We start from the raw sequence: 12,763 nt of genomic DNA, 5'->3' as shown, positions 1-12,763 counted from the left end.
TGGAACTTCCTACCAAACCCGCAAACCCTTGATTTTGTTGGTGCGCCAGGTAGGATTTGAACCCACGACCCGCTGATTAAGAGTCAGCTGCTCTACCAGCTGAGCTACTGGCGCATGGCTTCATGGCGCGCCCGGCAGGATTCGAACCTGCGACCTCCGGACTCGGATTCCGTTACTCTGTCCACCTGAGCTACGGGCGCTCATTCAATGCAATAAAGATTATAGCCAAAGAATTTCTTAAAGTCAAGCTTGAAATAATCAGGCCGGAATGGTATTCTATACCTAAGAATAATGTATACAGAGTACAGGGGGCGAGGGCGGTGGAATATCTGCTCACTTGGATTGAAGGGGAAGAGGTAGACTACCGTATCCTGAAAGAAGAAGAGCTGGAAATATTCCTGGAGGAAGAAAAGGAGAAGAACTGTATTACAGTTCCTCTGGCGTAAGAAAGTACCGGCCAGCCAACCGCGCTGGCTTTTTCTTTTTAAACTCTTGTAAGGAAAGCAGGTTTACCATGGATAAATTGCCTTACAACCTAAATGTTACCCTGGAATTGGCCAGAAAAGAACTGCAAGCCCTTTCTCCCTGGGAGATAGCCAGGGGTAAAAAAGTGGCCTGGCAGGAGCAGCTACAGGAACTCCATTGCCCCTCTTTAAGAAGGATTTACCGGATAAAATATCCTTCCGGCCACGTTTATGAGGAAGGGGGACAAGGGGTAGATCCTCGTTTCCAAGTTCTGCTCCTGCATTATCTTACCAGTCCCGGTACATCTTTGCAAGGGAGATGGATCTCTTTTAAAGAGTTGCCCGGAGGCACTCTTTACCAGCAGCCCTTTTACGGAAGGGCAGTTGTGCCTTTGATTAAAGCCTTCGGACCCAATCTGGACAAGTTTTTACAGGCCGGCTTAACCCTTGGCGGGGAGATAGCCAGTGTGGGCGAGGCCGGTATCACTCTGTATCCCTTTCCTCTGGTCCCGGTGCGCATAGCCCTATGGGCGGGGGATGAGGAAATGCCGCCTAATGGTACCATTCTTTTCGATGGTTCGGCAGCAGAACACCTGGCGACAGAAGATTATGCGGTGCTGTCCGAATACCTGGTACGCCAATTAAAAAATGTCGCTTCCAAGTAACATGCTCCGTGTGGTAAGCGTCAGTCTGGGTACGCCCCGGCGAGACTATCAGTACAAGCTATCCCTGCCCGGTAGCACTTTAACCGTCGAGCGAATCGGTTGTAACGGCAGCATAGTAAAGGCGGGCCATCTTCTGGCCTCCCTGGACGGGAAAGTCACAGCCCTGGGCGTGGGTGGAGTCAATTTTTCCTACCACCTGGGCAAACGTCAAATGCCCTGCCCTGCAGGGCAATATTTAGCTTCCAAGGTTAAAAATACACCCTTGGTAGATGGCTCGGGCTGGAAGGAAGCTATTGAGCCTTTAGCTGTGAACGCCTTGCTGGAGCGGGAAATAAGTTTGGCCGGTAAAACAGCCCTGGTGGTTTCAGTCCTGGATCGCTACTGGCTGGCTCAAGCCCTGGTGCAGGCCGGTTGTAAAGTATTGGCAGGCGATGCGGCTTTTGGTTTAAAATTGCCTGTGGCTTTACCCTTAAGTCTTTTTGTCCCGGTGGCGCATTTTACTTTGCCGTTTCTGGCGCATATTCCTCTTAGTTACCTCTACCCTTTAGGCCCTCGCCAGGAGAAGATCAGCAGGGGGTTGGCTTTCCTATTCCGGCAAGCCCATATAATTGCCGGGAACTGGCATTTCATTCGCAGGTATCTTCCCTCGACTTTGAAGGGCAAAATCATAATTACGGGCGGCACTACGGTGGAAGACCGTAAACTATTGCAACAACGAGGGGCGAGCTACTTGGTGAGCCTCTCCCCCCTGTGGGGGGAAGTTTCTCCCTCCGCCAATACCCTGGAGGCTATACTGGTAGCCTTGGGAGCCAGGCGCGAAAAGGTCGCTTATAGGGAACTGGCCAGAGCCCTGCGCTGGGAGCCTTGCCTGGTTAAACTAAATTGAATTGATAAGAGGCATTTTTTTGCCCCCCTCCTCCATAAAATGTAAACAGTGGCGGAGGGAGGAGAAAGCATGAAAGTTAAAATAGGGGAAGCCTTTTTCGAGCAAAGTTGGCTGGAAGATGAATCTAAGTTTTTAGAATACCTGGGGCGAGCCCGCCGAAACCCTAAAGACCTGGAAGCCCAGCTGGCTTTGGGCGTAATCCACGAATATCATGGGCGCCTGGCCCAGGCCATAAGTTATTACTGGTCCGCCTACCAACTGGATCCAACAGATACTTTTATCCAGCAACGTTTAAAGGATCTGTTAGCCCATCTTCAACAGCTTATGCCAGAGAAAGTATCTTAGGCCGGAATTGGGAGAACTTGCACCGGCCTTTTTCTTATGGCAATATAAGAAGGGAAGTTAAGAAAAGGAAGGGTTTTCCCTTGCATCTGGCACAACTGGGCGAATTCGGACTTATAGATCGCATTAAAGAAGGTTGCTTAATCAGGCCGGAGAGGGTAGTTAAAGGCATCGGCGACGATGCTGCCGTCCTCCTATCCCCAGCGGGCTACCTCCTCCTGGCCTCCACCGACATGCTGGTAGAGGGTATCCATTTCACCCTGGATACCGCTACTCCCTTTGAGCTAGGATATAAGGCAGCAGCAGTAAACATAAGCGATATCGCTGCTATGGGAGGCCTTCCGGAAGAGATTTTAATCTCTTTAGGCCTGTATCCCCACCAGGAAGTGGAATTCGTAGATGAACTTTACCGCGGTATCAAAGAATGCTGCCGGGAGTACGGCGTAAATATCATAGGGGGAGATACTGTCTCTTCCCCCAAGGCCTTAGTAATCAACATCGCCATTCTGGGCAAAGTGGAGGCAGAGCGCGTCCTTTACCGCTCCACTGCCCGGCCGGGCGATGTAATCCTGGTTACCGGTGATCTGGGAGGCTCGGCCGCCGGCTTAGATCTCCTCCTAGACCCTCGTCCCGTTCCTGCAGACGCGGCTGCTGCTTTAAGGAAACGCCACTTCCAGCCCACACCCCGCGTACACGAAGCGCGGGTGGCGGTAACCACAGGTGGCGTGACTTCCGCCGATGATATAAGCGATGGTTTGGCCAGCGAAATAAGGGAGGTGACCAAGGCCTCAGGGGTTGGGGCTATTTTATACGCAGAAAAAATACCTATCTCACCTGCCGTACGGGAAGTAGCGGCTATCTATGCTAAAGACCCGCTGGATTACGCCCTTTTCGGCGGTGAAGATTTTGAGCTTCTCTGGACCTGCCGGCCAGAAGCCGTCGAGGACATATGCCAAGAGGTAATGAGCCGTTGCGGTACTCCGGTCACAGTAATAGGGGAAGTAGTTCCGGCTGAAGAGGGCTTAAGCTTAATACATCAAGGCCAAAAAACTCCCCTTCCCCGTGGGGGCTACAATCACTTCGTATCCGGCCCATAAGAGCAGAGGAACCGGGTCTACGAAGAAAAATAGGGCAGGCGGCTAGTCCGTCTGTCTAGGCACAGGAGCAAGAGGAATGGCGGGACTGAACATGCTATCCCACAGTTATGTGGTGGTGGACCTGGAAACCACCGGTCTTAATCCCTCCCAGGACCGTATCCTGGAGGTCGCTGCGCTGCGTTTTGAAGAAGGGCACTTAGTCGAGGAATTCAGCACCCTGGTTAATCCCGGTATTCCCGTTCCACCTCCTATTCAGCGCTTAACAGGTATTAACGATGACATGGTAGCCACCGCGCCCCCTTTAGAAGAAGTCTTACCCCGTTTTTTGTCTCTGGCCAAAGGAGCCACTTTAGTAGCCCATAACAGCGCTTTTGATCTGGCCTTTTTGGAACAAGCCTTGGGCTACCCCTGGCCCGGGCCGACCCTCGATACCCTGGAGCTTAGCCGCATCCTGTTCCCCTGCTTACCTTCCCATAAACTGGGCTTTTTGGCCGACCACTTTAAACTAAACCTCACTACCCGCCATCGCGCCCTGGCCGATGCTACAGCTACCGCCGCCTTACTGGAGATTCTCTGGAAGGAGACTTTAAAACTAGGCTCCTCCCTTTTGCGCCGCCTTTTATATCTGGCGCCCTCACACTTATCCACCTGGTTTACAACCGCCGAAAACGCCCAGAACCAATACTACCCCTTAAGGGAAGAAGCCGCTACCGCTCTGGAGGGGCTTTTTGCCCCAGCAGAGGAGGACAGCCCTCCTCCGCCTTTTTCTCCCGATATGCTGGCGTCTTTCCTGGCTCCTGGCGGATTGCTCGCCGCCAATCTGCCTGGCTTTGAATACAGGCCGGAACAGGAGAAAGTGCTCCGCACCGTTGCCCAAGCTTTCGCCGAGGGCAAACACGCCCTAGTGGAAGCCGGTACCGGAACCGGCAAATCCCTGGCTTACCTTATCCCGGCTATCTACTGGGCGCGCCATAACCGTTGCCGGGTAGCCGTTGCTACCCATACCATCAATTTGCAAGAGCAACTATGGTCCAAGGATATACCTCTCCTCCAAAAGATATTGCCCCTTCGCTTTAAGGCCGCTCTGGTAAAGGGCCGGAACAATTACCTTTGCCGGCGGCGGTTGCGCGAATTAGAGGATACTCTGTCTGCCGGAGGAAAAACGGAAAAACTTTTTCTCATGCGAATCTGGCGCTGGCTGGATTTAACCCGTACTGGCGATTGGAGCGAAATCAAAATAGCGCCGGAAGAAGAGGGATGGAAAAATCTCCTCTCCTCCGACAATGAGACCTGTTTAGGCCTCCATTGCCCCTTCATGGCCGGATCCTGCTTCGTGACAGCCGCCAGGCGCCGGGCGGAAGAGGCCGATATTTTAATCTTAAACCATTCCCTGCTCCTGAGCGACCTGCGCTTGGATAACCAGGTCCTACCGCCTTTTCCCTATGTAATTATCGATGAAGCCCATCATTTAGAAGAAACTGCCACCGACCACCTGGCCACTTCCTTTAGCCAAACCAGCTTGAATGCCTTTTTCCGTCACTTGGATGGAGGGAACAGGCAAAACGGATATCTTCCCAGGCTTCTAGCCCAGGTCGCTAAATGGCCGGGTGAATTACAGCAAAAACTATTAACCCAACTAGAAAAAAGCCTCAGCGCCACGGCCCTGGCCCGGGAGGCAACCGAGGCCTTCTTTAGCTCCCTCCATTCCTTGTGGGAAGGAGCCAAGGCTAGTCCTCTGGAACCCAGCCTGCGCCTTACCGAGCGGGTTAAGGAACTTCCTCTGTGGGAAGGCGTCCTGACCGCTGCCGGTTTTCTGGAAGAGGCCTGGAACCGGCTGTGGTGGGACCTGGAAAAATTAGCTCTTCTGCTGGATCAAGCCGGGGCTATGGAAAAAGCCCGGGAAGCCGAAAGATTGGCCGGTGCCTTAAAAACTCACTGGCAAAATCTAAACCTTCTTCTCGACGGGGAAGAAGGCCAGAATGTATCCTGGGTAGAAAAAAGCAATAACGGTTATCTTACCCTCTACAGCGCCCCCATAGAGATAGGACCCCTGTTACAAGAAATGCTCTTCCGACCGAAAAAAAGCATTATCTTAACTTCGGCTACTTTACGGGTCAACGAAAGCTTTGACTTCTATTGCCAGCGCACGGGCCTAAGTCTCCTGCCCCTGGAGCGAATACATACCTGTTCATTAGATTCTCCTTTCAATTATCAGGACCAGGCCTTGATCTGCGCTACCACCGACCTGCCCAATCCGGGCAGGTTAAGCGATGAAGAGTATGCCCGGGCTACGGCCCTGCCCATATCCGAAATCTCCCGAGTAGCAGGGGGGCGTACCCTGGTCCTCTGCAATTCTCACCGCTTCCTGCGGGCCGTCTACGAAGCTTTAAACCAGGCTTTAGCCGGTTCTCCCTTTATAGTCCTGGGGCAGGGAGTGGACGGCAATCGTTCTCAGCTTTTGGAGGAATTCTGCCGCTGTCCCCAGGCCATTCTTCTAGGAGCCAGCAGCTTCTGGGAGGGCATCGACCTGCCCGGGGATCTTTTGCGCTGCGTAATTATTCCCCGCTTGCCCTTTCCGGCGCCCAATATACCGGTGCTCGCCGCCCGCCTGGAAAACCTGGCAGCCAAGGGTGTGGACCCCTTCACTAGTCTTAGCCTCCCGCTGGCCATAATCCGCTTTCGCCAGGGATTTGGCCGCCTAATCCGCCGCTCTTCCGATCGGGGAGCAGTAGTAGTCTTAGACCGTCGCCTCGCTTCCCAGCAATATGGTGTCTATTTTCTCAAATCCTTGCCCCCTACAAACTTTCAACAGGGAACAGTAGCAGAAATAATCAGGCACCTGGCCTCCTGGTTTAATTTTTAATCACTTTCCCCCAAGGCTGTTAATAGTATATAGTGAGGTCCCGGATCAAGCTTAGAGCGAGGTGACAAAAGAGTGCGCGTCTATTTTATACCCCTGCCGGGTTTTCTGAAGCGTTTACTAAAAAAAATACTCCACCAGGAATGAGGGGAAAGCCCCTCTTTTTTTAGCATAATCCCTTCCCTTCACCCTTAGAATTAAATAGAAAGGGGTGAAGGGTTTTGCGACCCATAAAGTTAAGATATATTGGCTTAGGTTTCCTCCTCGGGTTAATTGTCAGCTATTTCTGGGGATTTACGGGAAGCCGGGGAGAATCAGACCTATTGATACCGGCCAGGCCGGCCATGTCCTCTATTACTGCGTCTTCTCCTTCTCCCTTTGATGTTATCTATTTTTTCTACAAGGCCATAGAAGAAGGAGACAGCCAGAAAGTTAGCGAACTGGTCACTCCCGAGCTATGGACCCGGCTTAAGCAAGAAGGCTTTTGGGAAGAATGGCAGGCCAGGAAAAACTTAGAGCCCAACTTGCGCTTTGTGCTTTTCCTGGTCTCCGAACAAAACGTAGATGAAGCCGCAGGCCGGGCCTGGGCGCGGGGCAAAGCCGAATGGGAGTCCCCCAGGCGGGGCCTTATCTCCGCGGAAGAAACCATCCACCTGGTCAAAAGCGGTCAAACCTGGAAAATTACGGCTATAGAAAGCAACTCCCCCCTCCAGACGGCCAATGAATTCTACAACGCCATCCAGCAGGCCAACTGGAGCCGGCTGCCGTCCCTGGTGGATCCCGATTACTGGAAGCGCCTCACCGCGGCAGGTATTATTACTGCTCTGAAAAAAGACCGCCGGAGCACCACCTCCGGCGTCTATGTCGTCTTTTATGTTAATGATTTTGCTACCTCCGGGGACAAGGCCTGGGTGAAAGGAGACGTCATCTGGCGTCCTTTGAGCCCCGATACCTTCGAAACTCCAGTAACCCTAAGCCTAAAAAAGGTAGGTCCCCGGTGGCTAATTACCCACATCGCAGGCCACTGGGAAATAAAGAAATAAGCCCTAGCGGCCAGCTACACCGGCAATGCCTCCCATGGCCCCGGCCAGCAAAGATATCCCCAGCTTCTGCACGAAAAGGGCCAGGTTGGCCGGGACGCCTGTCCAGCTCAGCAGTAAGATAACCAGGGAAAAAAGAAAACCGACTCCCAGACCCTGCCAAAGGCCGCGAGAACCGGCCAGGCGGGCTGCCTGCAAAGCTCCCCAAAAAACAGCCAGTGCCAGGATTACCCCCGCCATCACGGGCAGCCGTGCCTCGGAAAGGGGAGTAGCATAGAGCAAGAAACCCAAAACCATCGCCAGCCCCAAAGCTACGCCTAACGCGTGAAGCAGTCCTACCAGAAGGTAACGCAACCTTTCCACCTCCCGCGGATAACTGGCTCATATTAACCTTATGCGGCCGGTCAAGAGAAAAGAACCTAAGTAACGGCAGGAGGTTTTTTAAGCTTCGCGTCGAATTTAGGCATAGAATGAGTTCGAGCGGTTCAAGGGAGTGATACTGGTGAGGGAAAGCACTTTTTCATTCTGGCAAGATGCTGAGTTCAATGCCCTAACTGACAGGCCGCTAACCCCGGAAGACGATGCCTACCATCGCCCGCAGCCTGGAGAGACCCTGGAGGAAAGCTGGATTTTTGAGGTATTATCTGACCAGGATATATACTTAAGGACGTCGTTTACTGTAACCAATTCCAGCCAGCTACAAGCCCGATCGCACCTGTCCTGGTGGGTCAAAGGAGAAAAAGGGCAGGAAACCCAGGCCGTATCCTCAGCAGATTTTGCGGCTGCCACCGACCGTTGCCGTATAAAAATAGGACCTAACGAAGCCGAAGACTTATCCGGTAAGTATCGGGTAAGGTTTAAAAACCAGCAGGTATCCGGAGAGCTGGAACTTAAACCTGAAGTGCCTGGCTGGCAGCCTGGAATAGGAAGGATCGCTTATGGCGATCTAGGGCGGCTTTATCTGGCCTGGCAAGTGCCGGTACCGCGCGCAACTGTCCAAGGCGAAATCACCATAAAGGATAAAACTTTTACCATAGAAGGTGTGGGATATCACGATCACCGCCGTTATAACTTCCCGCTAAAAGAAACTTTAGCCGGGGCTTATATAGGTCGCCTTTATAGTGACCAATACACCCTTTTACTGGCCGATTTTTGGGGCAACCTACTATATAGCGGCAAACATATTGTAGCCATGTATATAGCCAAGGGCCAAGAAGCTTATATAACTACTCCCCATGTGGACATTAATATTGATAACTCTCCAACTCTCCCTCGAGCTGAAGTCCGGGCAGGTGGTAATCCGTTAGCCGCTTTAATTCTCGGCGCCTCTCATATCCTTGGGGAACAGAACTTAACAGAAGGCTTACTCACCGGCGCCTTAAGGCTATTCTTAGCTTCCGGCCAGCTGCGGTTAGCCACCAACCCCGAAGGGGAAGATAAAATGTGGGGACTCCTGGAAAATCTTACTATTAAAAGGTGAGATAAATGACGGAAAGCCATCTGGAAGAAATCTATAAAAAACTGCATGACCAGGATTATAAAATTACTCCCCAGCGCCAGGTAATTCTCAAAGCCTTTTTAAATAACGCCAGCGAACATTTGAGCGCCGAAGAGGTCTATAACATTGTCAAAGGCCAATACCCGGATATCGGGCTGGCCACCGTGTATCGCACCTTAGATCTCCTGGTGGACCTGGATATTCTCCAACGTATTAATTTCGGCGATGGCCGGGCCCGGTACGAATTTACCCACCGGGATGAACACCACCACCACCATTTGATCTGTTTGAATTGCGGCAAGGTGCAAGAATTCGATCACGACCTGCTGGAATCCCTGGAGACCCTGATTACCAAAAAAACCGATTTTGAAATTACCGATCACCAGTTGAAGTTTTACGGGTACTGTCGAGAATGCAAAGATAAGCGCAAATAAAATAAATATGGTGTTGATATTTGGCAGAAACTTTTTGGTATTTATGGTAGGAATTAGTGCGGGTAGGGGCGAAAATTTAGAGGCAGGACGAAGAAAAAGGGGAGATGAAAGTTGCCTGTTCCTGCCTCTCGCCGTCACGCCCTGCCCAAGCTGCTCAAGCAAGAGGCCGAACAACTGCTGGAGAAAGAACTTTATAAAGAAGCCGTGGCTTTTTACCGCCAATATCTAAATTTAAGGCCCCGGGATGCCATCTCCTGGAATAATCTGGGTTACTGTTATCTAAAATTGGGCCATCCTGCCCTGGCTTTAGAAAGCTGCCGGCAAGGTCTTAGGCTTTCACCCCAGGACCCAGCTATAGCGGTTAACGCCGGCGTAGCAGCCCAGCGGCTGTCCCTGTGGTCAGAGGCCTGCGAGTATTTTGCCCGCGCCCTGCGCTACAATGAGATGGATGCTTATCTCTGGAATAATCTAGGGGTATGTCTGTTTCAAGCGGGAAGGGTAGAAGAGGCCCTTAATTGCTACCGGCAAGCCATCTCCCTAGATCCCGCAGCAGGCGAATTCTGGATCAACCTGGGCAAGAGCCTATTGGCTTGTGGCCGCAGGGCCGAAGCCCTGACCTGCTATGAACAGGCCTTAAAGCTTTTACCGCCAGAGCCGGCCCTATTTTATGAAATTGCCACTTTCCTGGTAGATATGGGTAAAGAAAGTTTGGCCCTGACCTATTATCAAAGAGCGCTGGCCCTGGACCCCGAGGACGAGACGATCGGCTTAAGCTATGCGGAGTGCTTAAGGAGGCTGGGCCGGCAAGAAGAAGCCCTGCACTACCTGGAGGAGCTGCTCAGCCGGTATCCCCAAAGCCTCAAAGCCTGGGAACTAAAAGGGCATATTTATGCCCGCTTAAAGGTGGAAGAGAAGGCGGTTTACTGCTATAATAAAGCCTTAGGTCTAATACCTGGCGATGCCCAGGAAGCCACCGAATTTACCGGAGGTACCCGAAATGCGGTTGCTCGCTTCCAAAGCCATTCCCAGCGACGAAAGCCTTTACCAGATTGTAGACTTTCTGAACAAGAATCTTAAAGATTACCGGCTCATGTTCGGTCTGGCCAAAGATAAAGTCAAGGAAGTAATGATCCTTTCTATCTACGAGGTGTAATCTATTGCTCATTCTACTGACCAACGACGACGGTATAACAGCAGAAGGATTAAAGGTCCTCGGCCAACATTTGTCCTCCCTGGCCGACGTATTTATCGTGGCCCCGGAAAAGGAAAGAAGCGCCATCGGCCATGGCATCACCATGCATAAACCCTTGCGGGTAACGGAAACTGAACTGGCTAATGGCTTGCGCGGCCTGGCGGTGAATGGCACTCCGGCCGACTGCGTTAAGCTGGCCCTGGAGGCTTTGCTGCCCCAGCCGCCGGATATAGTGATTTCCGGCATCAACCGAGGCGAAAACCTGGGTACCGATGTCCTTTACTCCGGCACGGTATCCGGGGCCATCGAAGGGTGTATCAACGGAATACCTTCCCTAGCCGTTTCCCTGGCCGGGGAACAGGACCCTGATTATACCTTTGCGGCCTCCTTTGTAGCCTCCTTGTGCCGGGTGATGCCCGACCTGGGACTGCCCCCCGACACCTTACTTAATATTAATATTCCCAATGTGTCCCCCGAAAAAATAGCGGGTGTAGCCTACACCCGCTTGGGCCGCAGGCGATACGTCAATACCATTGAAAGGCGAGTAGATCCCCGGGGACGGGTATATTTCTGGCTGGGGGGAGAGGTCCAGGATCTGGACCCCGGGCCGGATACGGACGTAGGAGCCATAAACCAAAATTACATCTCCATCACACCTATCCAGCTGGACTTAACCAATCACCGCTTTTTAACGAAACTGCGCGAGGATAAAAATCTGGCCTTTTCTTTAAAGCCATTTCCAAAAACATAGGTAGCGGCCGGAAACTGTGCGAGTCAAGAGCAGGGCGCCAAAGTATAACAGGCCCCCTGCCGCCAAAGTGGCCACCAGCTGCCAGGGTCCGTTCCAAGCGCTCAAAAGGCCCCACACCAGTTTTATGCCTAAACCCAGGATCAGGGCAGCTATCGAGGGTCGCCAGAGCAGGAAGTTCATATCCAGGCGCAACTTAATCAATCGGCTTATGGCCATCAAGTTGAGGAAGGTGCTAAAAGCACAGCCCAAGTTCACTCCCAGGGCGGCGCCTACTATGCCCCAGAGGGGAGTTAAGAAATAGACGGCCAGGATATCCACCACCCCGTCCACCAGAGTAGTATACAGGGCGGTGTTCATGGCGCCCAGCCCGTTCAAAATGCCGTTAGTGGTTTGCTGGAGATAGAGGAAAACACAGCCCCAGGCCAAAACTTTCAAAGGGACACCGGCCGTCGGCGTCTTAAATATGGCTGCCGAAATTTCGGTAGCGAAAAAATAAAAGAAAACGGCAAAGGGTAAACCACTTAAGATGGTGACCCGGAGGGCCTGGGTGCAGCGCTTTTGTAACAGTTCATAGTTTTTAAGGGCTTGGGCCTCGGACATGGCCGGTACCATGACCATGGCCACCGCTACCGTAATAATCATGGGCAGATAAATCAAGGTTAAAGCTATACCGGAATACTGGCCGTAAAGGGTAGTAGCCTCCCGCAAAGAAACTCCCCAGGCCTGCAGCTGGCGAGGTATTAGCAGCGCTTCCAGGGTGAGCATGAGGCCGCTGGCAGCCCGAGCGAGGGTGACGGGTACGGCCAGCCGGGTGAGGGGCAGGAGGTCGCTAAAGAGGTGAGTCCTGCCTGTATCCAATTCATAATAACCCCTGGCCCACCAGAAGATGAGCAAACTGGCCAGCAACCCCACTCCTTCCCCCAGGACCATACCCCAGGCCAGACCGGCAGACGCCCACTCGATACCGCGGGGCAAAAACAGCATAGCCAGCCACAAGCCGCTGCTCACCCGTACCACCTGTTCCATCATCTGCGACACAGCCAGAGGGCGCATCAGCTGCAGCCCTTGAAAATAGCCCCGGAAGGCAGAGCAGACACATACCAGAGGGAGAGCGACTATCATGGCCATAAAGGCCGGGTACACCCGGCTATCGGCAAAAACCTTGGTGGACAGGTAAGGAGCCCCCCAGTAAAGCAGGAGAGTAAAGGTTAGGCCGCTTAAGCTTAAGGAAAACAAAGATAGCCTAAAAACATTGCGTGCCCTTCTCCACTCCTGGCGTGCCACCCGCTCGGCTACGAGCTTGGCCAGGGCTACCGGTATTCCGGCCGTAGCCACTACCAGCACCAGCGTATAGAAAGGAAAAACCATCTCGTACAGCCCCATGCTCTCCGGCCCGATAAGCCGTATTACTAAAATCCGGTAAATAAAGCTCAAGACCCGGTTGAAGAGGCCTGCCAGCATTAGTATGGCTGCCCCCTGCCAGAGACCGGTCCCCGGCATAACCTTTCACCCCTCGCCTAAAATCCTTATGCTC

The 12,763-nt window shown here is 52.6% G+C and carries 14 protein-coding genes and 2 tRNA genes; 12 read left to right on the top strand and 4 right to left on the bottom strand.

Annotation, left to right across the window (positions count from 1 at the left end):
• Nucleotides 1-38: 38 nt before the first annotated feature.
• Together AC1BI1_RS11770 and AC1BI1_RS11765 are read right to left on the bottom strand one after the other, a co-directional pair.
• Nucleotides 39-114, bottom strand: a tRNA-Lys gene (locus AC1BI1_RS11770).
• Between the two features lie 9 nt (nucleotides 115-123).
• A tRNA-Arg gene (locus AC1BI1_RS11765) sits at nucleotides 124-200 on the bottom strand.
• 120 nt (nucleotides 201-320) lie between these two features.
• Between AC1BI1_RS11765 and AC1BI1_RS11760 the strand changes: the two genes are divergently transcribed.
• From AC1BI1_RS11760 to AC1BI1_RS11730, 7 genes are all read left to right on the top strand, one after another.
• On the top strand, nucleotides 321-446 hold the full coding sequence (locus AC1BI1_RS11760) for a hypothetical protein (protein ID WP_476717492.1): 126 nt from the start codon (nucleotides 321-323) through the stop codon (nucleotides 444-446).
• Nucleotides 447-514: 68 nt separating this feature from the next.
• Nucleotides 515-1,129, top strand: a complete 615-nt coding sequence (locus AC1BI1_RS11755; protein WP_476717491.1) for a DUF3786 domain-containing protein — start codon at nucleotides 515-517, stop codon at nucleotides 1,127-1,129.
• Nucleotides 1,130-1,139: 10 nt separating this feature from the next.
• A complete protein-coding gene (locus AC1BI1_RS11750; RefSeq protein WP_476717490.1) occupies nucleotides 1,140-2,015 on the top strand; it encodes a quinate 5-dehydrogenase in 876 nt (291 codons plus the stop codon).
• A 69-nt stretch (nucleotides 2,016-2,084) separates the two neighbouring features.
• Nucleotides 2,085-2,360, top strand: coding sequence for a tetratricopeptide repeat protein (locus tag AC1BI1_RS11745; RefSeq protein WP_476717489.1), 276 nt, complete (start codon nucleotides 2,085-2,087; stop codon nucleotides 2,358-2,360).
• A gap of 80 nt (nucleotides 2,361-2,440) precedes the next feature.
• Nucleotides 2,441-3,454 carry a thiamine-phosphate kinase gene (gene thiL, locus AC1BI1_RS11740; RefSeq protein WP_476717488.1) on the top strand — a complete coding sequence of 338 codons (1,014 nt, stop codon included), beginning with the start codon at nucleotides 2,441-2,443 and terminating at the stop codon, nucleotides 3,452-3,454.
• A 76-nt stretch (nucleotides 3,455-3,530) separates the two neighbouring features.
• Nucleotides 3,531-6,317 (top strand): helicase C-terminal domain-containing protein, encoded by a 2,787-nt coding sequence (locus AC1BI1_RS11735; protein ID WP_476717487.1) that lies wholly within the window; start codon nucleotides 3,531-3,533, stop codon nucleotides 6,315-6,317.
• 218 nt (nucleotides 6,318-6,535) lie between these two features.
• Nucleotides 6,536-7,357, top strand: a complete 822-nt coding sequence (locus AC1BI1_RS11730; RefSeq protein ID WP_476717486.1) for a hypothetical protein — start codon at nucleotides 6,536-6,538, stop codon at nucleotides 7,355-7,357.
• Between the two features lie 3 nt (nucleotides 7,358-7,360).
• On the opposite strand, the gene AC1BI1_RS11725 is transcribed toward AC1BI1_RS11730, so the two are convergent.
• A complete protein-coding gene (locus tag AC1BI1_RS11725; RefSeq protein WP_476717485.1) occupies nucleotides 7,361-7,708 on the bottom strand; it encodes a TIGR04086 family membrane protein in 348 nt (115 codons plus the stop codon).
• Between the two features lie 148 nt (nucleotides 7,709-7,856).
• Between AC1BI1_RS11725 and AC1BI1_RS11720 the strand changes: the two genes are divergently transcribed.
• The 5 genes from AC1BI1_RS11720 (at nucleotide 7,857) to surE (ending at nucleotide 11,229) form a co-directional block, all read left to right on the top strand.
• Nucleotides 7,857-8,834 (top strand): hypothetical protein, encoded by a 978-nt coding sequence (locus AC1BI1_RS11720; protein WP_476717484.1) that lies wholly within the window; start codon nucleotides 7,857-7,859, stop codon nucleotides 8,832-8,834.
• 5 nt (nucleotides 8,835-8,839) lie between these two features.
• Nucleotides 8,840-9,286 carry a Fur family transcriptional regulator gene (locus tag AC1BI1_RS11715; protein ID WP_476717483.1) on the top strand — a complete coding sequence of 149 codons (447 nt, stop codon included), beginning with the start codon at nucleotides 8,840-8,842 and terminating at the stop codon, nucleotides 9,284-9,286.
• Between the two features lie 111 nt (nucleotides 9,287-9,397).
• On the top strand, nucleotides 9,398-10,363 hold the full coding sequence (locus AC1BI1_RS11710) for a tetratricopeptide repeat protein (RefSeq protein WP_476717482.1): 966 nt from the start codon (nucleotides 9,398-9,400) through the stop codon (nucleotides 10,361-10,363).
• Nucleotides 10,308-10,439: a DUF4264 family protein gene (locus AC1BI1_RS11705; protein ID WP_476717504.1), complete on the top strand. Its 132-nt coding sequence runs from the start codon at nucleotides 10,308-10,310 to the stop codon at nucleotides 10,437-10,439. Before AC1BI1_RS11710 ends, AC1BI1_RS11705 begins: the two co-directional genes overlap by 56 nt.
• Before the next feature lie 4 nt (nucleotides 10,440-10,443).
• Entirely contained in the window at nucleotides 10,444-11,229 is a 786-nt protein-coding gene (surE, locus tag AC1BI1_RS11700) for a 5'/3'-nucleotidase SurE (RefSeq protein WP_476717481.1), read from the top strand.
• Here the strand turns inward: surE and AC1BI1_RS11695 are convergent.
• The gene (locus AC1BI1_RS11695) at nucleotides 11,206-12,729 is read right to left on the bottom strand and encodes a putative polysaccharide biosynthesis protein (protein WP_476717480.1); all 1,524 of its coding nucleotides are present in this window, start codon (nucleotides 12,727-12,729) and stop codon (nucleotides 11,206-11,208) included. The genes surE and AC1BI1_RS11695 overlap by 24 nt on opposite strands.
• Between the last annotated feature and the right edge of the window lie 34 nt (nucleotides 12,730-12,763).

The organism is Thermanaeromonas sp. DSM 22490 (genome assembly GCF_056378755.1).
This window is presented reverse-complemented; position numbering and strand designations above follow the sequence as displayed.

Bases quoted from the DNA above. Each gene is read 5' to 3' on its own strand.
- AC1BI1_RS11755 (WP_476717491.1), top strand. From the start codon at position 515: ATGGATAAATTGCCTTACAACCTAAATGTTACCCTGGAATTGGCCAGA.
- AC1BI1_RS11745 (WP_476717489.1), top strand. From the start codon at position 2,085: ATGAAAGTTAAAATAGGGGAAGCCTTTTTCGAGCAAAGTTGGCTGGAA.
- AC1BI1_RS11735 (WP_476717487.1), top strand. From the start codon at position 3,531: ATGGCGGGACTGAACATGCTATCCCACAGTTATGTGGTGGTGGACCTG.
- AC1BI1_RS11715 (WP_476717483.1), top strand. From the start codon at position 8,840: ATGACGGAAAGCCATCTGGAAGAAATCTATAAAAAACTGCATGACCAG.
- AC1BI1_RS11695 (WP_476717480.1), bottom strand. From the start codon at position 12,729: ATGCCGGGGACCGGTCTCTGGCAGGGGGCAGCCATACTAATGCTGGCA.